The 25,166-nt window shown below is 54.6% G+C and carries 24 protein-coding genes; 8 read left to right on the top strand and 16 right to left on the bottom strand.

The features are described 5' to 3' along the window. Positions 1-65: 65 nt before the first annotated feature. Both rluD and pgeF read left to right on the top strand, forming a co-directional pair. Positions 66-1,022 (top strand): 23S rRNA pseudouridine(1911/1915/1917) synthase RluD, encoded by a 957-nt coding sequence (rluD, locus tag IE090_RS09410; RefSeq protein ID WP_189388117.1) that lies wholly within the window; start codon positions 66-68, stop codon positions 1,020-1,022. A gap of 6 nt (positions 1,023-1,028) precedes the next feature. Next, on the top strand, positions 1,029-1,769 hold the full coding sequence (gene pgeF, locus IE090_RS09405) for a peptidoglycan editing factor PgeF (protein ID WP_189388116.1): 741 nt from the start codon (positions 1,029-1,031) through the stop codon (positions 1,767-1,769). Here the strand turns inward: pgeF and IE090_RS09400 are convergent. Next, positions 1,750-2,181 (bottom strand): DUF4124 domain-containing protein, encoded by a 432-nt coding sequence (locus IE090_RS09400; RefSeq protein ID WP_189388115.1) that lies wholly within the window; start codon positions 2,179-2,181, stop codon positions 1,750-1,752. The genes pgeF and IE090_RS09400 overlap by 20 nt on opposite strands. Before the next feature lie 423 nt (positions 2,182-2,604). On the opposite strand from IE090_RS09400, the gene IE090_RS09395 reads away from it, so the two are divergent. Together IE090_RS09395 and ilvN are read left to right on the top strand one after the other, a co-directional pair. Next, positions 2,605-4,329, top strand: a complete 1,725-nt coding sequence (locus IE090_RS09395) for an acetolactate synthase 3 large subunit (RefSeq protein ID WP_189388114.1) — start codon at positions 2,605-2,607, stop codon at positions 4,327-4,329. Between the two features lie 2 nt (positions 4,330-4,331). Continuing rightward, positions 4,332-4,823: an acetolactate synthase small subunit gene (gene ilvN / locus IE090_RS09390; RefSeq protein ID WP_189388113.1), complete on the top strand. Its 492-nt coding sequence runs from the start codon at positions 4,332-4,334 to the stop codon at positions 4,821-4,823. Between the two features lie 56 nt (positions 4,824-4,879). Here ilvN and IE090_RS09385 read toward each other — a convergent pair whose 3' ends face one another. Together IE090_RS09385 and coq7 are read right to left on the bottom strand one after the other, a co-directional pair. Next, positions 4,880-5,119 (bottom strand): hypothetical protein, encoded by a 240-nt coding sequence (locus tag IE090_RS09385; RefSeq protein WP_189388112.1) that lies wholly within the window; start codon positions 5,117-5,119, stop codon positions 4,880-4,882. A gap of 261 nt (positions 5,120-5,380) precedes the next feature. Next, on the bottom strand, positions 5,381-6,046 hold the full coding sequence (coq7, locus tag IE090_RS09380) for a 2-polyprenyl-3-methyl-6-methoxy-1,4-benzoquinone monooxygenase (protein ID WP_189388111.1): 666 nt from the start codon (positions 6,044-6,046) through the stop codon (positions 5,381-5,383). 111 nt (positions 6,047-6,157) lie between these two features. Here coq7 and IE090_RS09375 point away from each other — a divergent pair, with 111 nt between their 5' ends. Continuing rightward, positions 6,158-7,624: a Ycf46 family AAA ATPase gene (locus tag IE090_RS09375; protein WP_189388110.1), complete on the top strand. Its 1,467-nt coding sequence runs from the start codon at positions 6,158-6,160 to the stop codon at positions 7,622-7,624. Here the strand turns inward: IE090_RS09375 and IE090_RS09370 are convergent. The 9 genes from IE090_RS09370 to IE090_RS09330 all read right to left on the bottom strand — a co-directional run bounded on the left by IE090_RS09370 (position 7,621) and on the right by IE090_RS09330 (position 18,749). Then, on the bottom strand, positions 7,621-9,924 hold the full coding sequence (locus IE090_RS09370) for a 7TM-DISM domain-containing protein (protein ID WP_189388109.1): 2,304 nt from the start codon (positions 9,922-9,924) through the stop codon (positions 7,621-7,623). The two genes, IE090_RS09375 and IE090_RS09370, sit on opposite strands and share 4 nt — an antisense overlap. 40 nt (positions 9,925-9,964) lie before the next feature. After that, positions 9,965-11,251 (bottom strand): phosphoribosylamine--glycine ligase, encoded by a 1,287-nt coding sequence (gene purD, locus IE090_RS09365; RefSeq protein WP_189388108.1) that lies wholly within the window; start codon positions 11,249-11,251, stop codon positions 9,965-9,967. Between the two features lie 104 nt (positions 11,252-11,355). Further along, positions 11,356-12,957, bottom strand: a complete 1,602-nt coding sequence (purH, locus tag IE090_RS09360) for a bifunctional phosphoribosylaminoimidazolecarboxamide formyltransferase/IMP cyclohydrolase (protein WP_229815649.1) — start codon at positions 12,955-12,957, stop codon at positions 11,356-11,358. Positions 12,958-13,029: 72 nt separating this feature from the next. Then, positions 13,030-13,290: a DNA-binding transcriptional regulator Fis gene (fis, locus tag IE090_RS09355; protein WP_094062035.1), complete on the bottom strand. Its 261-nt coding sequence runs from the start codon at positions 13,288-13,290 to the stop codon at positions 13,030-13,032. Positions 13,291-13,340: 50 nt separating this feature from the next. Next, complete coding sequence (gene dusB, locus IE090_RS09350; protein ID WP_189388105.1) at positions 13,341-14,330, bottom strand: tRNA dihydrouridine synthase DusB; 990 nt, start codon at positions 14,328-14,330, stop codon at positions 13,341-13,343. Positions 14,331-14,447: 117 nt separating this feature from the next. Continuing rightward, the gene (locus IE090_RS09345) at positions 14,448-15,674 is read right to left on the bottom strand and encodes a DUF3426 domain-containing protein (protein ID WP_189388104.1); all 1,227 of its coding nucleotides are present in this window, start codon (positions 15,672-15,674) and stop codon (positions 14,448-14,450) included. Between the two features lie 2 nt (positions 15,675-15,676). Then, positions 15,677-16,576: a 50S ribosomal protein L11 methyltransferase gene (gene prmA / locus IE090_RS09340; protein ID WP_189388103.1), complete on the bottom strand. Its 900-nt coding sequence runs from the start codon at positions 16,574-16,576 to the stop codon at positions 15,677-15,679. 1 nt (position 16,577) lies between these two features. Then, on the bottom strand, positions 16,578-17,021 hold the full coding sequence (aroQ, locus tag IE090_RS09335) for a type II 3-dehydroquinate dehydratase (RefSeq protein WP_189388102.1): 444 nt from the start codon (positions 17,019-17,021) through the stop codon (positions 16,578-16,580). 108 nt (positions 17,022-17,129) lie between these two features. After that, positions 17,130-18,749, bottom strand: coding sequence for a diguanylate cyclase (locus IE090_RS09330; RefSeq protein WP_189388101.1), 1,620 nt, complete (start codon positions 18,747-18,749; stop codon positions 17,130-17,132). A gap of 216 nt (positions 18,750-18,965) precedes the next feature. Between IE090_RS09330 and IE090_RS09325 the strand changes: the two genes are divergently transcribed. The 3 genes from IE090_RS09325 (at position 18,966) to IE090_RS09315 (ending at position 22,098) form a co-directional block, all read left to right on the top strand. Next, positions 18,966-19,625 carry a transglutaminase-like cysteine peptidase gene (locus IE090_RS09325; protein ID WP_229815646.1) on the top strand — a complete coding sequence of 220 codons (660 nt, stop codon included), beginning with the start codon at positions 18,966-18,968 and terminating at the stop codon, positions 19,623-19,625. Positions 19,626-19,635: 10 nt separating this feature from the next. Further along, a complete protein-coding gene (locus IE090_RS09320) occupies positions 19,636-21,588 on the top strand; it encodes an EAL domain-containing protein (protein ID WP_189388100.1) in 1,953 nt (650 codons plus the stop codon). 99 nt (positions 21,589-21,687) lie between these two features. Then, positions 21,688-22,098, top strand: a complete 411-nt coding sequence (locus IE090_RS09315) for a copper chaperone PCu(A)C (protein WP_189388099.1) — start codon at positions 21,688-21,690, stop codon at positions 22,096-22,098. Here the strand turns inward: IE090_RS09315 and yacG are convergent. The 4 genes from yacG to IE090_RS09295 all read right to left on the bottom strand — a co-directional run bounded on the left by yacG (position 22,095) and on the right by IE090_RS09295 (position 25,130). Next, positions 22,095-22,292, bottom strand: a complete 198-nt coding sequence (gene yacG, locus IE090_RS09310; protein ID WP_189388098.1) for a DNA gyrase inhibitor YacG — start codon at positions 22,290-22,292, stop codon at positions 22,095-22,097. The genes IE090_RS09315 and yacG overlap by 4 nt on opposite strands. Continuing rightward, positions 22,282-22,893 (bottom strand): dephospho-CoA kinase, encoded by a 612-nt coding sequence (gene coaE / locus IE090_RS09305; protein ID WP_189388097.1) that lies wholly within the window; start codon positions 22,891-22,893, stop codon positions 22,282-22,284. The genes yacG and coaE overlap by 11 nt, the downstream gene beginning before the upstream one ends. A 135-nt stretch (positions 22,894-23,028) precedes the next feature. Further along, the gene (locus IE090_RS09300; RefSeq protein ID WP_189388096.1) at positions 23,029-23,904 is read right to left on the bottom strand and encodes a prepilin peptidase; all 876 of its coding nucleotides are present in this window, start codon (positions 23,902-23,904) and stop codon (positions 23,029-23,031) included. Further along, positions 23,904-25,130, bottom strand: a complete 1,227-nt coding sequence (locus tag IE090_RS09295; RefSeq protein ID WP_189388095.1) for a type II secretion system F family protein — start codon at positions 25,128-25,130, stop codon at positions 23,904-23,906. Before IE090_RS09295 ends, IE090_RS09300 begins: the two co-directional genes overlap by 1 nt. Positions 25,131-25,166 lie beyond the last annotated feature (36 nt).

Raw genomic sequence — 25,166 nt, 5'->3', positions numbered from 1 at the left:
AACACAGTCGTCGGGTCCTCCCAACCACAGCCCATTCGTCCAGGCAGTCAGGTCACACATTCATTATGTCGCAACAGATATCACAGCAAGTCCAGGTTCCCGCAGAATGGGGCAACAAACGTCTGGATCAGGCCGCCGCGGCCCTGTTTCCAGAGTTCTCACGTTCGCGTTTGCAACAGTGGATCAAAAGCGGTGAACTGAGCGTCGATGGTACCCAATGGCGCGGCCGCGACAAACTGGTCGGTGGTGAAATGCTAGTACTGGAAGCCGCACTCGAAGCCGAAGGCGACTGGCAGGCGGAAAACATTCCGTTAGATATTGTTTACGAAGATGACGATATCTTGGTGCTGAACAAACCGGTAGGACTGGTGGTTCACCCAGCAGCGGGCAATCATACCGGTACCTTGCTGAACGGTTTGCTGCACCATTGCCCAGAGCTGATCAATATTCCCCGTGCTGGCATTGTGCACCGGCTGGATAAAGACACCAGTGGTTTAATGGTGGTGGCAAAAACGCTTAATGCTCAGAATCAACTGGTGGCTCAGCTGCAGGATCGCAGCATGGGGCGTGAGTATGAAGCCGTGGTGCAGGGCCATATGACCGGTGGCGGCAAAGTAGATGAACCGATTGGTCGCCACGGCACTCAGCGCACCAAAATGACCGTCAGCCCAACGGGCAAAGAGGCGATCACCCACTATCGAGTGCTGCATAAGTTTCCGGCTCACACTTACATCCGCTGCAAACTGGAAACTGGTCGTACCCACCAGATTCGCGTGCACATGGCACATATCGGTCACGCCTTGGTGGGGGATGCCACGTATGCGGCGCGCACGCGTTTAACCAAAGGTGTTGGCGCTGAGCTGCGCGAGCTGCTGGCAACGTTTCCGCGTCAAGCGCTGCACGCCAGGCAGCTCGGACTGATTCATCCGGTCTCTGGCGACTATATGGAGTGGCACAGCGAGCTGCCAGAAGACTTTGAGCACCTGCTGGAAGTGCTCGATGCCGATGCGCAGGCGCGCTGATCCATCATGATTCATGCCGCAGATGGTCTGATCTGGCCAAAGTTTGCTGATTACCCTCACGTGGGTATGTGCATCACCACGGCCACTGCCGGCTGGGGACAATCTCAGGCTGACTATCAGCGTTTGAATCTGGCACAGCATGTTGGCGATGATGCGGTCGCTGTGGCGCATAACCGCCGCCGCTTACTACAACGTTTGCCAGCGGTGCGTGCCGTGCAATGGTTGCAGCAAACGCACAGCACAGATGTAGCCGAAGCCTGTGGTGGTGCAGTAACGTTGCCGGCGGATGCATCGGTGACGCGGCAATTGGGGCTGGCATGTGCGGTACTCACCGCCGATTGCTTGCCCATTTTGCTTACCGATGGCGAACAGGTAGCGGCGGTGCATGCCGGTTGGCGTGGTCTGGTAAACGGTATCCTTGAGCGCTCGTTAGCGCACTTTCGTGACCCAGGCTGTGTTCAAGCATGCATTGGGCCTGGGATTGGCCAATCGGCATTTGAAATCGGGCCCGAAGTTGCAGAGCGCTTGGGCACTCGGGATGAGACGTTGCTAACGCCGGGGAAAGACGGACGCTGGCTGGCGGACCTCGCAGGCATAGCAAAACAGCGTTTGTTACAGCTGGGTGTTGAGCGGGTATTTAACTTAGCGCTATGCACCTACAGTGATGAGCGTTTTTATTCCTACCGGCGCCAGGCGCGGACCGGACGCCTGGCGAGTTTGATTTGGCTTAGCGACAGTAATCTTTAATGCGTTGATTGGCTGTCTCGAGCTTCGATTTGCGCTCTTCGTCAGTCAGGGGGCGCACTGAGCCATCTTCCTGACGGTAGCGGCGGCTGAAATTGGTTGATATCAAATCTTTGACCCGACGGGCGTTGTCACACAGCTCTTTGGCCTGAGCATCATCGACACCCGACGTTGCAGCGGTTTCTTGCTGTGGTGTCTCGTTTGAATCTGTTTCTGTTTCTGTTTGTTCGGCAGGCGGCTCGACTCTATCAATACGCACATCATAGCGATCTTGATCAACTCCCCTGCGTGGCTGCGAGCTAAAGTGCACTTGGCCATTTTCATCGACCCAGCGATAAATCTTCTCGGCCAGCACCATATGTGCTGGTAGCCATAATGCCATCAACATCGACAGGCTTAAAAATATCTTGGTCATATTACGTCCTCGCAGTGATTTGGCGGAGATGGCTTGAGTTAAGGTTCAGTATAGGGACTCCAGTGCAGGCGTTCTGCGCAGTGTGACTGGTTTTTGGTAAACGCGCAGAGATTCTGAAAAACCCTATGATTTGTCAAGGTGTTACGGCGCATTGAAGGTAGACACAGCTATGCGTAATGATAAACTTGCAGAGCCTTTGTTTACCGGCAGTCGCCCAGCCACCCTTGGGTACCGGTGATGCAATGACGGCCCCTGGTGCGGTTATCCTCCGACCCAGTTCAGTCCCGCAGTCTGGATCAGAGGCGGGTACTGATGAGCAACTAAAAGTTAATCATCCAGCCCTGAGCTTCGTTGTACATGGCTCATTTCGCATAGTTATTAATTTGCTGCTCTGTTTTAGAGCATGTTAGAGAGGATAGTACGGTGGAATTACTTTCCGGCGGAGAAATGTTAGTTCGCGCCCTGCAGGATTCAGGCGTTGAATACATCTATGGATACCCAGGCGGCTCGTTGCTGCATGTGTACGATGCCGTCTACAAACAAAGTGCCGTCAAACACGTACTGGTCCGTCACGAGCAAGCCGCTGCTCATATGGCTGATGGCTATGCCCGTGCGACGGGAAAGCCAGGTGTGGTGATGGTGACATCAGGTCCGGGAGCTACCAATACCATTACCGGTATCGCGACCGCTTTCACAGACTCCATTCCGATGGTGGTGATTTCTGGCCAGGTGATGAGCCATCTGGTGGGCGACGATGCGTTTCAGGAAACCGACATGCTGGGTGTGTCGCGTCCGATTGTGAAGCACAGTTTTGCGGTTAAGCACCCGGAAGAAATTCCCGAGCTGGTGGCTAAAGCGTTCTATATTGCCAGCACTGGCCGCCCTGGGCCTGTGGTCATTGATGTGCCGAAAGACATGACCATGCCTAACGAGCGCTTTGAGTATAAGTTCCCCAAAAAGGTGAAGTTGCGCTCCTATACACCGCCACAGCGTGGCCATTCGGGTCAGATCAAAAAAGCGGTCGACCTGCTGTTAGGTGCCAAGCGTCCGGTCATTTACAGTGGTGGTGGCGTTATTATTGATGGCAGCTCCGATAAATTGCGAGCCTTGGTCGATCGCTTGAACTTCCCTTGCACCAATACCTTAATGGGGTTGGGCGCGTATCCTGGCACGGGTGAGCGCTTCCTTGGTATGTTGGGCATGCACGGCACTTATGAAGCCAACATGGCCATGCACCATGCCGATGTCATTCTCTGTATCGGTGCGCGCTTTGACGACCGCGTCACCAACGCTACCGATAAATTTTGCCCAGATGCCAAGCTGATCCATGTGGATGTGGATCCGTCTTCTATTTCCAAAACCATCGTGGTTGATGTGCCGATTGTTGGCCCAGTCGGTAGCGTCGTGGATGAAATGATGTCGCTGTTGGATGAAGCCGACACGACGCCAGATGAGGCCGCGATCGACTCATGGTGGAAGCAAATCAACGAATGGCGCCAGCGCCATGGTATGCGCTACCAGATCAATGAAAACGGCAAGATGAAGCCGCAAGAAGTGGTGGAAGCCTTGTGGCAAGCCACCAAAGGCGATGCTTACGTCACCTCGGATGTGGGCCAGCACCAGATGTTTGCTGCTCAATATTACAAGTTTGATAAACCTAATCGCTGGATCAACTCAGGTGGCTTGGGCACCATGGGTTTTGGCTTCCCGGCGGCTATGGGTATCAAGATGAGCTTCCCCGATGACATGGTGGTCTGTGTCACCGGCGAAGGCTCGATTCAGATGAACATTCAGGAGTTATCGACCTGTTTGCAGTATGGCATTCCGGTCAAAATTCTGTGTCTCAACAACGGCTCACTGGGCATGGTGCGTCAGTGGCAAGACATGAACTATGAGGGCCGCCACTCGCATTCTTATATGGAGTCACTGCCCGACTTTATTAAGTTGGTTGAAGCCTATGGTCACGTTGGCATTCAGGTAACAGAGCGCGCAAACCTACAGCAAGCGTTAGATGATGCCTTTGTTAAGTACAAAAACCGTCTGGTGTTCCTCGATGTTGCTGTCGACGAAGAAGAACACGTTTATCCCATGCAGGTGCCGATGGGCTCCATGCGTGACATGTGGCTAAGCAAGACGGAGCGTACCTGATCATGAGACATATCATTTCAATCCTGATGGAAAACGAGCCCGGTGCGTTGTCGCGGGTGGTGGGGTTGTTTGCTCAGCGTGGCTACAACATTGAGACCTTAACCGTGGCCCCGACGGAAGACGAAACACTGTCACGTCTGACCATGACTACCACGGGAGATGACCGCAAAATTGAGCAAATCACCAAGCAGCTCAATAAGCTGATTGAGGTGGTCAAGTTGGTGGACTTGTCTGAAGGTGCTCATATTGAGCGTGAACTGATGCTGATTAAGGTGAAAGCGGTAGGTGCACAGCGGGCGGAGATTAAGCGCACTGTTGATATCTTCCGCGGTCAAATTGTGGACGTCACGTCTAGTGTGTACACCATTCAACTGACCGGTGCGACGGACAAAATCGAAGCCTTTATCGATGCCATTGGAGAAGGCTGTGTATTAGAAACCGTTCGTTCTGGCGTTTCCGGCATTGCTCGTGGAGAAAAAGTACTGAGCCTATAAGCCTCAGCACTGATGCAGAATGAAAAGCCGCCGTTGCGCTAGCAGCGGCGGCTTTTTTATTGGTCGTACTCTAAAAAGGCCAGTGACATAAAAGTCGCGAAAGCAGCAATGATAAGCACTGCGCCGATGCTTCCTAAGCCCAGCATGAGTAATCCGGCAATGATCCAGCCGGTTTTAACCTGTTCGCGCCGACGCTGATAGGTGCGGCTGTGCATCCATTGGTATTCGGGCTGATGTTCAGGCAGCCGGTAAAAGCGCCGAACTCGATCTAACCAGTTGTGACGGTGATGGGACATAGTGACTCCTGACAACACACAACCTTTAAAACAGAAAGCGAGCACTGTGGCTCTGAAAAGATTGCTTACTCAGCCTAATGCGGTTGCATCGGCTTTGCCTGGAATAACAGAAATCCATCTAGCATGGGGGCGGCGATATAAGGCCGTGTTCTGAGCCACACTGGTGCATAAGATTGCACCAGCGCGAGTCAGCTGCACTGGGGCTGGGGCACCTGTGAATCGTTCGATGTCCGCTCTAGCCAGCTCCAGCAAAAAAATGCCCTAGATACGGTAGGTGGTTTTGGTCATGACTTTAGACAGCCCGGTCATGGCCAACTTGACCGGCAGTGGGAAGCGAGCGCCGCCTGCATCGAGTGCGGTGGTGGCGTGTTTGGCTTCGTCTTCCAACATTTGCAGTAGCACAGCTTTGCTTTTTTCATCCTGAGTTGGCAGCGAGGTCATGTGAGCACTGAGGTGCCGGCACACTTGCTCTTCGGTGGCGGCAACAAAGCCTAGGCTGACTTTATCGCTGATTTTGCCAGCAACGGCGCCAATGCCGAACGACAAGCCATAAAACAGCGGGTTTAGGCGGCTGGTGTGACTGCCGAGCTCATGAATGCGCTTTTCACACCAGACCAAGTGATCCACCTCTTCACGCGCGGCTTCTTCCATCGCATCACGCACTTCTGGTAGCTTGGCCGTCAGTGCTTGTCCTTGATACAGCGCCTGGGCGCACACTTCACCTGTGTGGTTAATGCGCATTAAGCCGGCGGCGTGGCGCTTTTCTTCATCGTTGAGCTCAGCGTGAGGACGTTGCTGAGCCGGCGATGGTCGGTGTTCACTGGCAGCTCCGGGCACCAGAGTTCGCAGGGCCTGATCGGCATTACTGATGAGCTTATCTAGCAGTGATAGGCGGCGCGGTGATGAAGAGGTGGCGTTCAGGCTCATGACAGGCCTCCAAAAGTGAGAGTGGCGCCTATTTTACGGTAATGTCGGTCTGTCTGCATGATGTGCATCAGGTATAGTAACCCGTGTAAATACTTGGGCGTAGGAAGAAGTATGCAGGATATTCGTGACCTTGGGCTGATGTTGGATCGACAGTTACCGCTGTTGGTCATTGAAACCCACGAAGAGCCCAGAGCCCTAGAGATCCTTACCCGCCTGGCGATTCAGCGCGGTCTTGGCTTACAGCAATGGACGCTAACCGATGGCCTACGCCGGCTGGGCTTTGGCGAAGACATTGGTGGCGAGACCGACACCCAACAGCCCGACGCTGCCCTAAAAGCGATCAAGCAACGCGAGCAAGGCGGTTTGTACGTGTTGTGCGATTTACACCCTTACTTGCATGAAGCCATGGTGGTTCGCCTGCTGAAAGACATCGCCCTGCAACACAAGCGCTTCGGCAAAACACTGGTGCTGCTAAGCCACAGGGTGCAGTTGCCAGACGAACTCAAGCGCATGGCGGCCTACTTTTCACTGCATTTACCCGATGAAGAGCAGCTGCTGGCCTTGGTCAGAGAAGAAGCTCGTTTGTATGCGAACCAGCATGGTCGCAAGGTTAAAGCCGACCCTGAAATTCTCAATCGCTTGGTCGCTAATCTGCGTGGGTTAACCCTATCGGATGCGCGTCACTTGGTGCGTGGTGCCATCATCGACGACGGTGCGCTCACCGAAGAGGACGTTCCGGCGATCAGCAAGGCCAAGCTCGAACTGATGGACATGGACGGCGTCATGCAATACGAGTTCGATACCGCACGCTTCGCCGAAGTGGCCGGATTAAACCAGTTGAAACACTGGTTAGACCAACGTCATCGCGCGTTTTTGGAGGCTGGCGATGACTTGCGCCCAAAAGGCATGATGCTATTTGGCATTCAAGGTGGTGGTAAAAGCTTGGCAGCGAAAGCGGTGGCTGGCAGTTGGGGAGTGCCTTTGCTGCGCCTAGACTTCGCCACGCTGTACAACAAGTTCATCGGTGAAACCGAGCGCCAATTGCGGGAATCATTGCAGCTGGCCGAAGCCATGTCACCGTGTGTGGTGTGGATCGACGAGATCGAAAAAGGTTTGGGTCAAGATGGCAGTGATGGCGGTGTCAGCCAGCGTGTGCTGGGCACATTGCTGACCTGGCTGGCAGAGCATAAGTCGCGGGTGTTTGTGGTGGCGACGGCGAATAATATCCATGCCTTGCCACCTGAGTTGCTGCGCAAAGGCCGCTTGGATGAGTTGTTTTTCGTCGACTTACCCAATATCGAGGTGCGGCAAAAGATCCTCGCCATTCATCTGCAAAAACGCGGGCTAGACAGCAGCTTGTTCGACCTAGAAGCGTTGGCGGCCATGAGCGAGGGTTTTTCTGGGGCGGAGCTTGAGCAAGCGGTGGTATCTGCTTGGCACGCCAGCGATGAGCAAAGCCTGCACACAGATATTTTAATGCGCGAAATTATGCGCACACGGCCATTGTCCGTCACCATGGCCGAGCCGCTGCTGCAGTTGCGTGAGTGGGCCCAAGAGCGAGCGGTGATGGCGGGTTAGTGCTCTAATTCTTGTAAGCTGTGACGCAGCTTATCGGCCGTGACTGGCTTAGCAACAACATGACGAATGCCGGTATCCAACGCTTCACGCTTGACCGAAGCAGTGACCATACCCGTGAGCATCATCAGTTTGGGCTTGGGGTTTATTTCACCGTCCTTTTCGATGCGCAGCGCCAGCTGAATGCCGGTCATGGCAGGCATGTCTTGATCGGTAATGACGGTATCAATGGCTTCGCCGCGGCTGACCTGGCTGCGTAGTTGGGCCAGTGCTTCTGGACCACTATGGCTGACCCAGACTTGGGCATTCCAACGGCGCAAATGCTTCTCTAATACCGTACGCAAGGTGGCGTTATCATCGACCACCAGAATACGTCGGCCCTCAAGGCTTAGCTCTGGGGGTTGTGCTTGCTCCTGTTGTAGCTGCTGTTCTGCGGTCAGTGGTAAATACACATCGACACTGGCGCCTTGATGGTTAATGCACTCAACCGTCATTTGTGCCTGCATTTTTAGCAGTAAGTGCCGGCATACCAGCAAATCCCAGTGGCGCCCGCTCAGGCCTTGATCACTGCCTCGCTGCGGTTGCAGCTGGCGCAGTACGTTGCGAAATTCGTCGTGTTTACTGAGGTTGCCATTTAACGATAACTGTATGTGCAGACCGTGCTGACCATCTTGTTGAAAGGGCTGTGCGCGCAAGGTCAGCTCGCCAAACTCCGCATACCCAAGGGTGTGGTTGACCAGCGCATATAAAATAGCTATTAGGCGTTGTTGATCACCAATGTAGCGGGCAGGAAGCTCGCTGCTGATGTCGAGTAACAGCTCGATCTGTTTTTGCTGTGATTGCTGCTGACAAAATACCAGCGTCTGCTCCATCAGCTCGCTGACCGCAAATGCTTTTCGCTCTAGCTCAAGCTGCTGATTGTAAATGCGTGCTAAGTCGGAGAGTTGTTGCGTTACATGCGACAAATCTTGACCGGCTATCTTGATGGTATCTAAACACTCACGCTGGCTGGCGCTTAACGGTGAGTCCGCTAGCAGCTCGCTCATCCCCATCACGCCATTGATCGGGCTGCGCAGCTCGTGACTGACCTGGTTGAGTAGATCGGGTGTCAGCCAAGGGGCGGCGGCGGACATAATGACGTCACGTTGACGTGGACGGCTGATTTGCATACTGGCTAAGACCAAGCCGACCACCATGACCATTGGCAGCAGTAGAGTGGCCCAGTCGGTAAACACATCCAGCTGCAGCAGGTTTAAGTCACTGAGCAATGAAATGAGTAGCCCGATACCCGCCAAGCTGGCGGCCCACTGCAAAGGGCGCTGCGCCATGGGCTGTTGGCAATGGCTAAACAGCAACCAGACCGCCAGTACCAAGTAGTTTACCGTGACTGCCACCGTTACCAGCAGATCACTGAAACCATCGCTGAACAAGGCAATGATGGCGATAGCAAATTGAATGCCCGACATGGTCAGCAAGCCGCTACGAATCCGCGACTTAGCCCAAGATAAGCTGTGGATGGCCAAGTTAAAGGCGATGGCCGCCAGCGGCAGGCAAGTCAGTGCTAACTGTTCGCGCAGCCAGTTGGGTAACGGCTGCAACACGGCACCTAGGCTGCTCCAGGCAATCAGATAGCCTGCCATTGCCAAACAGTAAGTCATGCCCCAGCCAGCCAAGGGTAAGCGCTGGCGCCAAGCGAGGTGTGCAAAATAGGCCATGGTGGCCAGAATCCAACCCAGCACCAAACCTAGGGTCCAAAACTGTGCTTGTTCGTTGGAGAGAAAGTGATCCAAGCTGCTAAGGCGAATGCCAGAGTTGAAAACGGAATCTGAGCTTAGGCGAATCAAATAGCTGTGGGTGGTTTTAGGCTTCAGCTCAATGCGAAATGGATAGGCTTGCTGAAAGCCGCCGCGCAGCTTTCCCGGTTGTTGATGCGCCAATACCTGCCGCAGTGAGTCTTCGGTGATATCAAATAAGCGAACTTGCTCGAGGCGGCTGTTGGAGAGGCTGATAACGGCTTGCCGAGCATTGTTATAAGGGTTAGTAATGCTTAATCGCAGCCAGAAAACGGAATCTGAGACACCAAACTTCAGCGTCTGGCTGTGGCTGGGAGTAAAGCGCAGTTGCTGTTCTCGGGTCAGCATGCGCTCAACGCCTAAGCGAGCGGTTTTATCCTCATACACCGCCACGTATTGGGTAATGGCAAAGTCAAAAGAGCCATCCGGAAGCAGCACCGGGCTCATGGCCCAGAGCGGGGGCGACGCCATTAGCAAAATGCTTAGCAGCAGGCATCGAATCGACTTCATCCCTGATGGCTCCTTTCGTCATTACATGAAAACGTGCCTATTATGACCGCTCGCGTGCAACCGCGCGATAGCCAATGTCACGACGATAAAACGCATCTTGCCACTCGATTTGCGCCGCCAGCTCGTAGGCATGCTGCTGCGCTTCGGCGACGCTGTTGCCCAGTGCGGTCGCGCATAACACACGTCCACCGGCGGTGACCACTTCGCCTTGCTCGTTCAGTGCCGTGCCGGCATGAAAGATTTTGCGTTCGTGCCCGTCTTGTTCGGGCAGACGAATCACATCGCCTTTGCGGTAGCTTTCTGGGTAGCCGCCGGCGGCCAACACCACGCCTAATGAAGCGCGTGGGTCCCACTGCGCTTGCTCGCCATCGAGCTTGCCGTCTAAGGCCGCCAGGCAGTGCGCGACTAAGTCGGATTGCATGCGCAGCATAATGGGTTGAGTTTCTGGGTCGCCAAAGCGGCAGTTGTACTCAATCACCTTAGGAGCGCCATCACTGTCAATCATCAAGCCGGCGTACAAAAAGCCGGTGTAGTCGTTGCCTTCGGCGGCCATGCCTTCCACGGTCGGCACGATGACTTCGCGCATGATGCGCTCATTGATTTCAGGTGTGACCACAGGGGCCGGTGAATAAGCGCCCATGCCGCCGGTGTTGGGGCCGGTATCGCCATCGCCGACACGCTTGTGATCTTGGCTGGTGGCCATCGGCAGGATGTTTTTGCCATCGACCATGACGATAAACGAGGCTTCTTCCCCGCTCAGGAACTCTTCAATCACGACGCGACAGCCAGCATCACCAAAGGCATTGCCAGACAGCATGTCTTTGACCGCATCTTCAGCTTGTTGCAGGGTTTCGGCAACGATGACCCCTTTGCCGGCGGCCAGACCATCGGCTTTAACGACGATCGGCGCGCCTTTTTCACGCAAGTAAGCCAAGGCTGGCTCCACTTCATGAAAGTTCTGGTACTCCGCCGTTGGAATTTGCTGGCGAGCCAGGAAATCCTTGGTGAAGGCTTTCGAGCCTTCCAGCTGAGCAGCACCTTTGGAGGGGCCGAAAATTTTCAAGCCGGCCTGCTGGAACTGATCCACCAAGCCGTCGACCAGCGGTGCCTCTGGGCCAACGATGGTGAGGCCGATGTCGTTATCTTGGGCAAATTGTTGCAGGGCATCAAAATTCATCACGTCGATGGCGATATTTTCCATGCCGGCTTCTTTGGCGGTGCCCGCATTGCCGGGTGCGACAAACACTTTGTCGACTAAGGGAGATTGCAGAGCTTTCCATGCCAGAGCGTGTTCACGGCCACCCGAGCCAATCACTAATACCTTCATGTTGCATTCCTGTGTGCAGAAGCGGGCGCAGCCCGCGATGTTGCCGTCAGGCACCTAGCGTGCCTGGTCATCAGTTCAAGCGACTGCAAGCAGCCGCATTGTGCTTAATGGCGGAAGTGGCGCATGCCGGTGAACACCATGGCGATGCCAGCTTCATCGGCTGCCTTAATGACTTCGTCGTCACGGATCGAGCCGCCGGGCTGAATGATGGCTTTAATGCCGGCTTGGGCCGCATTGTCGATGCCGTCACGGAAGGGGAAGAAGGCATCCGACGCCATCACCGCACCTTCTACGGCTAAGCCGGCGTGCTCGGCCTTGATGGCGGCAATGCGAGCGGAGTTCACGCGGCTCATTTGGCCGGCGCCCACGCCGACGGTTTGGCGATTTTTGGCGTACACAATGGCATTGGATTTAACAAACTTGGCCACTTTCCAGGCGAACACCAGATCGTTGATTTCCGCTTCGGTAGGCGCTCGTTGAGTCACCACTTGCAGGTCTTCCGTGCGAATCATGCCATTGTCGCGATCTTGCACCAGCAAGCCACCATTCACACGTTTGTAATCCAGACCGGCGCTGCGCACTGTGTCCCACTGGCCGCATGCCAGCAAGCGCACGTTTTTCTTGGCGGCGACCACGTCAACGGCTTCTGGGCTCACACTGGGCGCGATGATCACTTCCACGAACTGACGGTCAACGATGGCCTTGGCGGTATCGGCATCCAGCTCACGGTTGAAAGCGATGATGCCGCCAAAGGCAGATTCACTGTCGGTGGCAAAGGCCAGCTCGTAGGCGGCGCGAATGCCGCCATCAGCGTCGGGCACCACGGCGACACCGCACGGGTTGGCGTGTTTGACGATCACACAAGCCGGCTTGGTGAAGGACTTAACGCACTCTAGGGCGGCGTCGGTGTCGGCGACGTTGTTGTACGACAGCGCTTTGCCTTGCAGTTGCTTGGCGGTAGCAATGGAGGCTTCTTGCGGATTGGCCTCGACATAAAACGCCGCGTTTTGATGTGGGTTTTCACCGTAGCGCATGTCTTGGGCTTTAACGAACTGGCTGTTAAAGGTGCGCGGGAAGTCGTGGCGTTGGTCAACGCTGAGTTGCTCAGCGCTCTGGTCAATGGTGCCTAGGTAGTTGGCAATCATGCCGTCGTAAGCCGCCGTGTGCTCAAACGCCTTCAGTGCCAAATCAAAGCGAGTTTTGTGACTCAAGCCTTGCTGTTGTTGCAGCTCAGTCAACACCTGTTGGTAATCACCGGCGTTAACGACGATGCCCACATGAGCGTGGTTTTTGGCGGCCGAGCGCACCATGGTCGGGCCACCGATATCGATGTTTTCAATTGCCAGAGCCAAGTCACAATCTGGGCGCGCCACCGTGGCAGCAAAGGGGTAGAGGTTGACGACCACTAAGTCGATGGGCTGAATCTCGTGCTCGCTCATGACGGCATCGTCTTGCCCGCGGCGGCCTAATACGCCACCGTGAATTTTCGGATGCAGGGTTTTTACTCGGCCATCCATCATTTCAGGGAAGCCGGTGTAATCCGACACTTCGATAGCCGGCACCTGGTTTTCCAGCAGCAGTTTATAGGTGCCGCCAGTAGACAGGATTTCTACGCCCAGCTGGTGCAGGGCTTGGGCAAACTCAACAATGCCTGTTTTGTCAGAGACACTGATTAAAGCGCGACGAACGGGGGTGATAGTGGTCATCTTGTTCATTCAGTCAGTTTTTTGAAAGCTAAAAACGAAAAAGCGGCCTAGGGCCGCTTGAGGTAATCGAGGTTACAGCATTCCGTACTGTTTGAGCTTTTTACGCAGCGTGCCGCGATTCAGCCCCAATACCACAGAGGCTTTGGTCTGATTATCGCGGGTGTACTTCATCACCGTTTCCAACAGTGGGGCTTCCACTTCGGACAGGACCATGTCGTACAGGTCGACAACGGGCTGGCCATCGAGGTGGTCAAAGTAGTTTTGCAGCGCTTTTTCCACGCTGTCACGCAAAGTATGAGTGGGCTCCAGAGGAGCACGCAGATGATTTTTCATATCTGCTGAGTCGGTCACGGTGTCAACCTTCCTTTCAATAGATTCGGTGTTCATGCTGCCATCCCCTTTCGTCTTACTGTGTCCCTGAAAAAAGACGCAACGGCCTCAAGCTGCTGCTCGGTGCTCTCCAGCGAGTTAAAGGCTTTGCGGAACGCCTTTGCTTGGTCATGCTCCTGCAAATACCAACCGACGTGCTTGCGGGCGATGCGTACACCCATGAAGTCGCCATAAAACTGATACAACGCGACCATGTGAGCGGTGAGAATATTTTCTATTTCGGTTAAGTCCGGCGCTGTCAGTTCTTCACCCGTGGCCAAGTAATGCGCCACTTCTCGGAAAATCCACGGCCGCCCTTGAGCAGCACGGCCAATCAATACACCGTCGGCGCCAGTGTAGTGCATCACCTCCGCCGCTTTGCGAGCGCTGGTAATGTCACCATTGGCAAACACCGGAATATCAACCGTTTGCTTAACGGTACGAATGGTGTCGTACTCAACCGTATTTTTATAACCGCAGGCCCGAGTTCGACCATGTACGGCCAGGGACACTATGCCGGCTGCCTGCGCCATTTCTGCAATGCGCGGGGCATTGCGGTGGTCAGGCGACCAGCCAGTACGGATTTTCAGTGACACTGGCACATCCACGGCTTCGACCACGGCCTGCAATATGTCTTTAACCAGGGCTTCATCTTTTAGTAACGCCGAGCCGGCAGCCTTGTTACAGACCTTTTTGGCCGGGCAACCCATATTGATGTCGATAATCTGAGCGCCATTGCTGGCATTAAAGCGCGCGCTGCTGGCCAAGATCTCCGGGTCACCGCCAACAATCTGAACCGCGATGGGCTCAGGTTCTCCGCTATGATCCAGGCGCAACTGAGACTTGCGTGTGTGGCGCAAGCTCGGATCTGCTGACACCATTTCACCCACCACCAAGCCAGCGCCGAGTTGACGACACAGTTGGCGGAAAGGGCGATCCGTGACTCCTGCCATGGGGGCCAGAATCACGGGATTGGGCAGCGTGTACGGGCCAATATCAGGCATACGTTCAGATTACGTTTGGTCAAAAAATGTGCGACGAAAAAGTCGCGACATGATACTCACAACCCCTCAGCGAATAAAGGGGCAATTGCTGGTTTTTTGTGCACGAAAAGGCTTGACTCAAGGCCGCTGATTGGGCAGCAGCTCAATGGCGTAGCTCACGGCTTTCGGGCCAGGGTCCACGATTTCCAAGGCGATATGAATAGGCGTGCGTACCGGCATATCGCGCCGGCCAGCCAGTTCACCGGATAAATATTCCTGTGGTGAAAACGCTCGGCTGGCGATCAGGTTGTCGTTCAGATCGCGGAACACCAACGCCAGGTCAGGGAAAGGTTGAGGGTAATCGGCTAGGTTATTGATTAATGTGTCGACAACCAGTGCGCCTTCCAGTTTGGGATGGGCGCGCACCACCAAGTGCTGGGTGGTCATACGGGCCAAATTCTGAATGGCGGGCAGCTCGCAGCCGATGGCCTTGCAGGCTTTACCATACCATGGGCGCCACTGTGGCTGGCGTGACCAATCATCGAAGCGAAAATACGCCGTTTGCGCGGCGGCCAGTAACAGCATCAGCAAGCTACCGAGCAACCATCCCCAAGCTAACTGGCGGCGTTGGCGCGGCTGAGAGAACTGCAGCGGTTCATCGTTAATGCGCAGTTGCGCGGCGGGTGGGATCAGCTCCAGAGTTTCAGTGGCTAGGTCGTTTTTGCCCAGAGTCATGCCGTCGTTGCGATCAGGACGCTGTTGTGGATCATCTTCGGGCTCACCAGCATCGCTGAAGAACGGCTTGCTAAACTCATCACCGCGATCAAGGTCCTCTAGGGTGATTTCCTGATCTTCGATCAGTAGCTCATCTGCCCAAGCCTCGTCGCTTTTGCTGTTTTTGCTGTCGTTCTCTTCGGCGGCAATATTAAAGTTTACAAAAGCGTCATCGACGATCAGGGCGTCACGCTCAACCCGTTTCTTTTTATGGTGAGTGTCTTCTTTTAGGCCTAGGTCAGACAGTGGGTCATCGGTGATGCGATCCGGAATTTCCTCGTCGTCTTCCTCGTCGAGCTCCATGTCGTCATGAATCAGGCCGAAATCGTCATCATCGTCCGAACTGTCCGCGGCATTGTCCATGTCGTCATAGATCAAGCCGATGTCGTCGTCGTTGGGCTTCGACGCTGCCTGTGGCGATGTGGATGGCGCGGGTGCCGCGACTTCTGACTCATCGACGAAGTAATCCGGTGCCTTAAATACTTGCAAGCACGAGCCACAGCGCACTGCTCCTTTGGCAATGCTTAAATGCTCATCGCGCACCCGAAAGGTGGTGTGGCAATGGGGACAGCGTGTGACGTGCACAGCCATCTTTAGCTCTCCTGATGTTTGCGACCGCTGAGCAACGCCCAGCCGTCCAGCAAGCGTGGCTCGTCCATATCAAACCAAGGCTGATAGCTGGCTCGCACGTCCTCAGCTTGTTCGGCCAGGATGCCGGATAACGCCAGCAAACCGCCGGGGCGGGTCAGCCGAGCAATGTCACCCGCCAGCTGACGCAAGGGGCCAGCGAGAATATTGGCGACGGTGATGTCGGCTTGCAGGGCGGGCGTTTGCTCAGGCAAGTAGACCTGATAGCGCTGCGCATCAATGTGGTTGCGCCGTGCATTTTCAGCCGTTGCCTCTAGGGCTTGCGGGTCAATGTCGGTACCTGTCATGAAGTTTGCTCCCAACAACAAGGCGGCCATGCCGAGAATGCCGCTACCACAACCGTAGTCGAGAATGTGCTCGCCGCCTTGAACAGCGCCGTCTAGGTAACTCAGGCACAGTGCTGTGGTGGGGTGAGTGCCGGTGCCAAAAGCCAGCCCAGGGTCCAACATCAGGTTGACGGCGTCTGGCTCGGGAGGTTGCTGCCAGCTTGGGCACACCCACAAGCGCTGGCCAAAGGGCATGGCTTTGTAATCATCCATCCATGCGCGTACCCAGTCTTTGTCTTCCAAAATTTCGATTTTGCAGGTTGGCAGCTGCTCGCCCCCTTCCGCCTGATAGGCCTGCTGCAGCTGTTGGGGCAGTTGCTCGGCATCAGTGCTGGCGTCGTAAAGGCCTAACAATAGGGTGTGATCCCACAGAGGGGTCGTGCCCAGTTCTGGTTCTAATATTGGCTGGTCGGCGTCGTCCATCAAGGTAACGGACAGGGCTCCAGTAGCCAATAATGCGTTCTCGAGGGCATCGACCTGTTCTTTACGGGCGTGCAGTCGGGCTTGAATCCAAGACATATTAGGCGTGACTCACTTGCTCAATAGCGGCGCTTAGCGCCAGGGAATAACCTTGCACACCCAGACCGCAAATGACACCGATGGCCAGATCTGACAAATACGAATGCTGGCGGAAAGCTTCGCGGGCATGCACATTGGAGATATGCACTTCAATAAACGGTATGGCGACCCCTGCCAGAGCATCGCGCAAGGCCACACTGGTGTGAGTAAAGGCAGCCGGATTGATGATAATGAAATCCGTGCCGTCTTGCTGGGCAGCATGAATGCGCTCGATCAAAGCATGCTCAGCGTTGCTTTGAAACTGTTGCAGCTGATGGCCTGCGGTTTGTGCTTGTTGCTGTAGCTGTTGCTCTAGGTCTACCAGCGTCGTGGCGCCGTAAATGTGCGGTTCGCGAGTACCCAGTAGGTTAAGATTGGGGCCCTGCAGCACCAGAAAATTGGCCATGCCGATATCCGTTATAGGTCTGTTGCGCAAAGACAGCGAGTTTGCCGCAAAGGCTGAGCAGCGTCCAGCCAACCACAGGGGAAATGGGAACCTATTAACACTGCGGTGTTATTCGTCTGCGGCGGCTTGCGGTGGTCCGGCCATGGCGACCTGGTTGCGACCACCTCGTTTGGCGCAATAAAGCGCTTGGTCGGCACGCTCCACCAAGGTGGCGGCGCTCTCGCCGGCTGATTGTGCAACACCGCAGGAAAACGTCACTTTCAGCTCGCGCAGGCCAGCATGGATCAGGTTGGAGAAGTTGTTGCGGATTTTATCCATCACGATTTGTGCCTGTTGCTCGTCGGCGTCTTGCAATACCACAGCGAACTCCTCACCACCGTAGCGGCCAATCGGGTCACTTTTGCGCAGGTTTTGGCGCAAAAACAGCGCCAGATTTTTAATCACGACATCGCCCACTGGGTGGCCGTGGGTGTCGTTGATGTTTTTGAAGTGGTCGATGTCGACCATCACAAAACTGAGTGGACGCTTGCCACGACGGTTAAGTAAGTCTTGCAGAGTCTCCAGCATGTGGGTGTGGTTCAACAGGCCAGTTAGGCTATCACGCGAGATGAGCCGGTACAGCTGTCTGGAGCGCTCTACCCGAGTACGAATGGTGGTGAGCAAATGGCCGGGCTCTACCGGTTTGGTCAGAAAGTCATCACCGCCTTCGGCCATGGCTTCTAGCTGACGCTCGCGGTCGTCTTCACCGGAAAGATAAATAATGGGCAGATTTAGATGCTCGCGTTGCTGGCGAATGACTTTGGCCAGCTCCATGCCGTTGCACTCGGGCATGTACATGTCCATTAACACTAAGTCTGGGTTGAAGCTGGCCAGAGCATCTAAGACCTGCAGTGGATCATTGCTAACTTGGCTCAGCATACCGGCTTTATTCAGCACGCTGGCGGCATGGGTGGCTTGCGCTCGTGAGTCGTCAACTACCAATATCTTATAAGGTGGCTGAGGTGAGTGGTCTAGGAGCTGCTCCAAGTGGCCAATCACCAACTGCACTTCCGTATCTGGATACATGCCAACGCCGCCGTGGCGCATGGCATTTAGGCGCTCGACTATGGTCGGTGCGGCGCTGCGGTAGGTAAAAATAATGGGCAGCGAGATATCACGACTTTGTTGAATGCGATCGGCCAAGTCGATGCCTGCGCCTTGGCCGCCGAAGTCGATGTCCATAACAATGGCAGACGGATGACGCTGTTGCAGCGATTCGACAAAATCGTGGGTAGTACGCTTGAGCTCTGGCAGCAAGCCAAAGTACTGCATCTGCTCGGCCATGGTGAGGGCATTATCGGTATCGGCGAGGGCGATATAAACCGGCTTTTTGCTAGGAATGAGATGATCGGCGTTGTCGTCATCAGTATGGCGTAAGGCTGTTTGGCTCAGCAGCAACACATGATGGTTGAGTTGCTCCAGCTGAGCCGTATTCGGGCTACGTCCGGGGCGAATTTGCTGCAGGATGATCAGCATGTCGCGAGCAATGCTTTCGTGACGCTCAGCCTTGAAGCGTTGGGCAAAGCGTGCCAGCTTTTCGGTCGCCAGAATAAAATCATTCATGGCTTGTTTGGACCATTGCAGCTCTGGCAAGCGACGCCAAATATCCAGCAGCTGTCGCACCTGATTAATCACGCGGCTGGAGAAGTGCTGGCGCAGGCGCGCGGCAGGGGTCAGCGTTTCGGACATATCAGCAGTCTGTGTCTCGCCAAAAAATGATTGAAAATTAAGGATAGCAGCCAGCCGGTGCAAATACTGGGGTTTTGCCCATCACGCTTCACTTTAGTGGGAGAGCCTCTAATATACTGTGATGAATATCAATGTCAGCGGCGGATGATGCTGTCTCTTTCTTCCAAACTGATAGCCCTTGCCTCGCGTCTGCAGTCTCCTAGCAGGCGTTTACTGTTGGCTGCACCTCTCGGGTTGGTTCTCGGGCTAGTGTTGGTGGCGGCCTTTGGGGTGTTGGCCGATGCGATGGACTGGGTGCCAGACAAAAGCATCGAGCTGGCGCAGCAACAGTACGATGAAGCCGCCGCTCAGCGCTTGCGTTTGTGGCGCGAGCAACTGCAGCAGCTCAGTGGTGAGTCGTTGGAGCGGCAGTTGCGTGGGGTGAATCAGTTTTTTAACGATCAGGTGCCGTTTGTTAGCGATGCGCAGCACTGGCAACAGGACGACTACTGGGCCAGCCCGTTTGAGTCGTTAGGTACCCACGGAGGCGACTGCGAAGACTACGTCATTGCTAAATATTATTCGCTGGTCAAACTGGGCGTTCCGGTCGATCGTCTGCGTATTACCTACGTCAAGGCGCTGCAGCTGAATCAAGCGCATATGGTGTTAACTTACTTTCCAACACCGGATGCCGTGCCGCTGGTGCTAGATAACTTAACCGATCGCATTTTGCTTGCCAGTAAGCGAACGGATTTAGCACCGGTTTACAGTTTTAATGCTGAGGGCATGTGGCTGGATAAAATGAAAGGTCAGGGTATTTTAATGGGCAACCCCAACAAGCTGGACCGCTGGACCGATTTGCGCGTGCGCATGAACCGGCAGGGGATGGACTTATAAGGATAAGAGCATGACGCTCAGACAGCAGTTCTCACTTTTGACCAGCGCCTTGGTGTTGGCTCTGATGACAGGCAGCTTGCTGCTGACGGTCAGCAACGGGCGAGCGTTCTTTCAACAGCAACTCGATGCCCGCGCTTATGATGCCGCCACAGCCTTAGCGTTGAGTATGTCTAACCTTGCTGAGGCAGACGAGGTGTCGTTGCAGCGACAAATGGATGTGTTGTTCGACCGTGGCTTTTTTCAGCGCATTGAACTGCACATGGTGAGCGGCCGTGTGCTTCAGCGCCAAGCGGACGCTGCGCTGGTTCATTCTGCGCCTACTTGGTTTCGCCGCTGGCTTCCATTGAGCACAGAACCGGCTGAGGCGGACGTGGTAGCGGGGTGGAGTCGGTTGGGCAAAGTGAAGGTGGTGAGTCATACCGATTTTGCTTACCGCGATTTATGGGCCATGGTACGCCAGGAAACACTGTGGTTTGTGGCGGTTGCCATGCTGGCATTACTCGCTTTGCAAGGCCTGCTCAGCTGGATGTTGCGGCCATTGGCGCGGGTAGAGCAGCAGGCCCAAGCCTTATGTGAGCGGCGTTGGCAACTGCAGTCGGATATTCCTAAAACTCGCGAGTTGGGCAGTATGGTGCGTGCCATGAACCGCACGGTGAGCACGTTAAAGCGTATTTTTTCTGAGCAGTCGGCGCTGGCGGAGCGTTTGCGTGAGGAAGCCTTTCACGATGCAGTCACAGGTCTGCTGAACCGGCGCGGTTTTGACCAACGCCTTGAGCACTTGCTCAGCTCAGGTGAGGGCTACCGTGGTGTGTTGATGCTGCTGCAATTGCGTGATTTTGCCCGCTTTAACCAACAGCAAGGACGCCAGCAAGGTGATGAACTGTTGCAATCTGTGGCGCAGGCGTTAGTACAGTGGTTGCCAAGTGAAGCGCTGTGCGGGCGGCGCACGGGGGCAGATTTCGTCGTATTTCTGCCCGGTAGCGACCAACAGAGTGCTCAGCAGCGGCTGACACATTGCTTCGAGCATTTGGCCAGCGGTATCTTGAACGACCGTCAGAACCAGGTATTTCACCTAGGTGGGGTGTGGCTCGAAGGTGAGCGTGGCCAGTTGAGTCAGGCCTTGAGTGCCGCGGATGAAGCACTCAGGCACTGTCAGCGCAATGCTCAGTCGGATTGCTATTTAGATTCAGGCAATGGGGCCAAGGCAGCCAGTCAACCGCGCAGCGCCGGGCTCTGGCGTCAGCAGCTACAGCAGGCATTGGAGCAGCGCGATATTGAACTGCTGTATTTGCCGGTTTTTACCCATCCTGGTGCCGAGCAACCGCTGCAGTTAGAGGTGATTAGCCGAGTGAAGTGCGGCGACGATTGGCTAAGTGGAGCGCGTTTTTGGCCACTAGCGGAGCAGCATCAGTTGGCCAGTGGCTTTGATCTGCTGATTGTCGAAGCTGTGTTGGAGGTGATGTTGAAGGCAATGCAGCAGGGCGATGGCCTGCCGTGTTGCATTAATTTATCGCCTTCTACCATTTGCGATGAGGCCGCCTGCCAGCGGCTGTTGCAACGGTTGGCCAGCGTGCCTGAGTTATGTCCTTTGATCGCCTTTGAAGTACCTGAGTTTGCCATTGCTCATATTGAGCTGCGTTTGCAACAGTTGGCGACTCAGCTTGCTGAAATCGGCGTGCAGCTGGGCGTTGACCAAGTTGGCAGCGGCCGCCAAGCGTTTAGCTATTTGCAGCGCTTACCTCTGAACTATGTGCGACTGGCAGGACACTTAAACCGCAATTGTCATGCGGCAGCAGACCAACGCTTCTATTTGCAGTCCATGGTGCAGATCGCTCACAGTCAGGCGCTGTCGGTATTTGCCGAAGGTTTGGAGCATGAAGCGGATGTGGCCGTCGTTCGTGAAGCCGGCGTCGATGGCTTGAGCGGTTACTTTTTCAGTGAGCCTTGGCAAGCACCAGTGTGAAGGGCTATGTGACCATAAGTCGCAGGCGATGCGGTTCGCCGTCAGCGGCGCTTAATGTAAAGTGCTGCTGTTTTTATGTCGATCATAATAGGAAAGCACATGCGTTGGATATTAATGATGATGGCACTGATCAGCTCAAGCAGCTGGGCCGATACGATCACAGTCAGCGATGCCGTGATTCGCGAGCCGATACCGGGCCGAAGTATGAGCGCGGCGTTTATGACGGTGCATAACGCTGGCGAGCAGGTGCGCTCATTGGTATCAGCAAAGGCGGATTGGGCTGGCAGCATCGAACTGCATACCCACACCCACCAAGACGGCGTCATGCGCATGCGTGAAGTTCCAGCTGTAGAGATTCCAGCCAAAGGCCAGCAAGCGTTTGCATCCGGTGGCTATCACCTGATGCTGATGCAGCTCAACTTGCCGCTGCCGGCCAAGCCCATGATCGAGCTGTGTTTTGCTGATGGCGAATGCTTGCAGCAGGTCTTTAGCGTTGAGGCGATGCGCTAGTGCGGTCGATTTTGCTCTTGCTGCCACTGCTCTGACATCAGCTCTTCATCGGCGGGCTTGCCAGGAATGGCATGGCCCTCACTGGCCCACTCGCCCAAGTCAATCAGTTTGCAGCGCTCGCTGCAAAAGGGCCGATAGCGACTTTCTGGCGTCCATTCAACGGCTTGTTGGCAGGTTGGGCAATTAACTTTCATAGGTACGGCTCAGTTCTAAATAGTGTTGGTGGCAGTGTTGCAGTTGTTGCTGAAGCTGCTCCAGAGTGCCGGAGTTATCAACGATGCGATCAGCCCGCTGACGGCGCTGCTGGCGCGGCATTTGCGCCGCTATGATGCGACGAATTTGCTCGGCATTATTGCCGTCGCGTGCGCTGGCGCGTGCTACCTGAGTGTCTTCATCGACATCAATCACCAAGCTTGAATGCACCAGTTCATGCTGACCGGATTCAAACAACAGCGGTGTTTCCAGTATGGCATAAGGCGAGGTGGCGTCCTCTAGGGCTGTAATAATGCGCTCGCGAATGCGTGGGTGAGTCTGCTGCTCCAGCCATTTGCGTTGCTGGTCGTCGTTGAATACTTGCTGGCGCAACCAGGCGCGATCGAGCTGGCCACTTTCAAGCAAGGCTTGCTCACCAAAATGCTCGCGAATGGCATGCCAAGCCGGCTCGCCTGGCTCTACCACCTGCCGGGCGACTTGATCCGCATCGACGACGCAAATGCCCTGACTGCTAAAATAGTCGGCCGCTGCGCTTTTGCCGCTGCCAATACCGCCGGTCAGGCCGATGATGAGTGTGCTCATATTAATGTAAGCAAGTGAGTTTGGGCCGGCAGTGTAACTACGTCTGCCAGAGCTGCAAAGCCGTTTTGGCAGACGTATGCGACACAGGTGTAACTCGAGGGGCGATACTTGCGTAGGGTTCGCAGGGGTGTGGGACTATAGTATTGAGAGATACCAACCCATCAGATTTTCGCCCCACAGGGCTGCAATCCAGCCTGCGGCAGCCAAATAAGGGCCGAAGGGAATTGGCAGGTTTTTATCACGTCCCATAATCAAAATGCCGGCAATACCCACCACGGCACCCACCAGAGACGACAGCAAGATAATTATCGGTAACGCGCCAACGCCGAGCCAAGCGCCCAATGCTGCCAATAACTTAAAGTCACCAAAGCCCATGCCTTCTTTGCCGGTAACCAGCTTAAACAGCCAATACACTGACCACAGGGCCATATAGCCACCGGCAGCGCCCAATACGGCTGATTCCAGTGGTACGAACATCGCTTGTGTATTGAGCAGCAAGCCAATCCACATCAGCCCTAGCGTCATGCTGTCTGGCAGAATTTGATGATCGATATCGATCACTGACATGGCTACTAACAGCCAAGTAAACAGCAGCATGGCCGCCAACGGCCAGCCCCAAGGGAAGTAAAGCGCTACAACCAAGGACAGCAGCCCAGTAGCCGCTTCAACCACAGGGTAGCGCCAACCGATTCGAGTACCACAGCTGGCACACTTACCTCTCAGCAATAAAAAGCTGACGACAGGAATGTTCTGCCAGGGCTTCACCGGTGCCTGGCAGTTGCGGCAATGGGAATCTGGCTTTACTAGATTGTATGGCGCATCAAGATCATCTAGCGCTGGGTGCTTGGGTAGGTTGTCATCCAATGTGCTGCACTCGCGTTTCCACTCACGGAACAGCATGATCGGCAAGCGCAGAATCACCACATTGAGAAAACTGCCGACCAGCAAACTCACGATAACAACCAGTGGAATCAGTACCACTGGCGTTTGCAGGGCATATAAATCAACCATTAAACCACGCTACCCATCATAAAGATTGGCAGGTACATGGCGATGATCAAACCACCAATCACCACACCCAAGAAAGACATAATAAAAGGCTCGATTAATGCCGTCATATTGTCCACGGCATCGTCCACTTCGTTTTCATAATAGGTAGCGGCTTTATCCAGCATGGCATCCAGAGCACCCGACTCTTCGCCAATACTGGTCATTTGAATCACCATATTGGGGAAAACACCCGTCGAGCGCATAGCAAAGTGCATTTGCTGGCCTGTTGAGACTTCTTCCTTCACTTTAAGTACCGCTTTACGGTAAACCACGTTACCCACTGCGCCGGCTACCGAGGTTAATGCATCCACCAGTGGCACACCGGCAGCAAAGGTGGTGGATAAAACGCGCGCATAGCGGGCAATGGCGGCTTTTTGAATCAAGTCACCAAATACTGGCATCTTGAGTACAAGCTCGTCCACCCTGTCTCTAAAGGCTTCTGAGCGTTTGCGCCCTTCTGAAAAGCCAAACCCTAAGGCTATAAGTACTGCAAATGCATGCAAATAATAAGCTTGAGCGATTTCAGATAAGTTCACAACAAACTGTGTTGGAGCAGGGAGGGCGGCACCGAAACTGGCAAACATGGAAGAGAAGGTCGGTACTACTTTGATCAGAAGAATAGCGGTTACAATAATAGCAACTACCAACGTTGCTATGGGGTAGGTCAAACCTTTTTTAATTTTTGCTTTTAGCAGTTCGGTTTTTTCTTTGTAGTTAGCAACCCGCTCCAGCATGGTTTCTAGGGCACCTGATTGCTCGCCAGATTCGATCAAGTTGCAGGTTAACTCATCAAAGTGTTCCGGGTGTTCTTTGAGTGCCGAAGCAAAATCGTTACCGGCTGCGACGGTATCGCGAATGGCAAAGATCAGCTCCTTCATAGTGTAGTTATCAATGCCTTCAGCAACGATGTCGAAGGCCTGTACTAAGGGAACACCAGCCTTGACCATGGTGGCCATTTGGCGAATGAAAAACGAAATATCAACGGGCTTGATCTTTTTCTTCTTTTTGCCGCCAATGCCAAACAGTGGCTCGGTGACCCGTTTGACTTTGGTGGGCGTTACCCCTTGCTTGCGCAGTTGCGCCTTAACCATGGCAGGGTTTTGACTGTTAAGCTCACCGCGCACTTTCTGGCCCCGGCGGTTAACACCTTCCCATGAAAAAGGGGTCGACTGTTGCTGTTTTGCCATAACCTGAGTTCCTGTAACGATAGCGGCGTTATATAT

It is taken from the genome of Bacterioplanes sanyensis, assembly GCF_014652515.1.
GTDB lineage: Bacteria > Pseudomonadota > Gammaproteobacteria > Pseudomonadales > Oceanobacteraceae > Bacterioplanes > Bacterioplanes sanyensis.
The sequence above is the reverse complement of the archived record's forward strand: the minus strand, read 5'-3'. Positions and strand labels throughout refer to the sequence as shown.

Bases quoted from the DNA above. Each gene is read 5' to 3' on its own strand.
- rluD (WP_189388117.1), top strand. From the start codon at position 66: ATGTCGCAACAGATATCACAGCAAGTCCAGGTTCCCGCAGAATGGGGC.
- pgeF (WP_189388116.1), top strand. From the start codon at position 1,029: ATGATTCATGCCGCAGATGGTCTGATCTGGCCAAAGTTTGCTGATTAC.
- IE090_RS09400 (WP_189388115.1), bottom strand. From the start codon at position 2,181: ATGACCAAGATATTTTTAAGCCTGTCGATGTTGATGGCATTATGGCTA.
- ilvN (WP_189388113.1), top strand. From the start codon at position 4,332: ATGAGACATATCATTTCAATCCTGATGGAAAACGAGCCCGGTGCGTTG.
- IE090_RS09385 (WP_189388112.1), bottom strand. From the start codon at position 5,119: ATGTCCCATCACCGTCACAACTGGTTAGATCGAGTTCGGCGCTTTTAC.
- coq7 (WP_189388111.1), bottom strand. From the start codon at position 6,046: ATGAGCCTGAACGCCACCTCTTCATCACCGCGCCGCCTATCACTGCTA.
- IE090_RS09375 (WP_189388110.1), top strand. From the start codon at position 6,158: ATGCAGGATATTCGTGACCTTGGGCTGATGTTGGATCGACAGTTACCG.
- IE090_RS09370 (WP_189388109.1), bottom strand. From the start codon at position 9,924: ATGAAGTCGATTCGATGCCTGCTGCTAAGCATTTTGCTAATGGCGTCG.
- purD (WP_189388108.1), bottom strand. From the start codon at position 11,251: ATGAAGGTATTAGTGATTGGCTCGGGTGGCCGTGAACACGCTCTGGCA.
- purH (WP_229815649.1), bottom strand. From the start codon at position 12,957: ATGACCACTATCACCCCCGTTCGTCGCGCTTTAATCAGTGTCTCTGAC.
- fis (WP_094062035.1), bottom strand. From the start codon at position 13,290: ATGAAAAATCATCTGCGTGCTCCTCTGGAGCCCACTCATACTTTGCGT.
- dusB (WP_189388105.1), bottom strand. From the start codon at position 14,330: ATGCCTGATATTGGCCCGTACACGCTGCCCAATCCCGTGATTCTGGCC.
- IE090_RS09345 (WP_189388104.1), bottom strand. From the start codon at position 15,674: ATGGCTGTGCACGTCACACGCTGTCCCCATTGCCACACCACCTTTCGG.
- prmA (WP_189388103.1), bottom strand. From the start codon at position 16,576: ATGTCTTGGATTCAAGCCCGACTGCACGCCCGTAAAGAACAGGTCGAT.
- aroQ (WP_189388102.1), bottom strand. From the start codon at position 17,021: ATGGCCAATTTTCTGGTGCTGCAGGGCCCCAATCTTAACCTACTGGGT.
- IE090_RS09330 (WP_189388101.1), bottom strand. From the start codon at position 18,749: ATGTCCGAAACGCTGACCCCTGCCGCGCGCCTGCGCCAGCACTTCTCC.
- IE090_RS09320 (WP_189388100.1), top strand. From the start codon at position 19,636: ATGACGCTCAGACAGCAGTTCTCACTTTTGACCAGCGCCTTGGTGTTG.
- IE090_RS09315 (WP_189388099.1), top strand. From the start codon at position 21,688: ATGCGTTGGATATTAATGATGATGGCACTGATCAGCTCAAGCAGCTGG.
- yacG (WP_189388098.1), bottom strand. From the start codon at position 22,292: ATGAAAGTTAATTGCCCAACCTGCCAACAAGCCGTTGAATGGACGCCA.
- coaE (WP_189388097.1), bottom strand. From the start codon at position 22,893: ATGAGCACACTCATCATCGGCCTGACCGGCGGTATTGGCAGCGGCAAA.
- IE090_RS09300 (WP_189388096.1), bottom strand. From the start codon at position 23,904: ATGGTTGATTTATATGCCCTGCAAACGCCAGTGGTACTGATTCCACTG.
- IE090_RS09295 (WP_189388095.1), bottom strand. From the start codon at position 25,130: ATGGCAAAACAGCAACAGTCGACCCCTTTTTCATGGGAAGGTGTTAAC.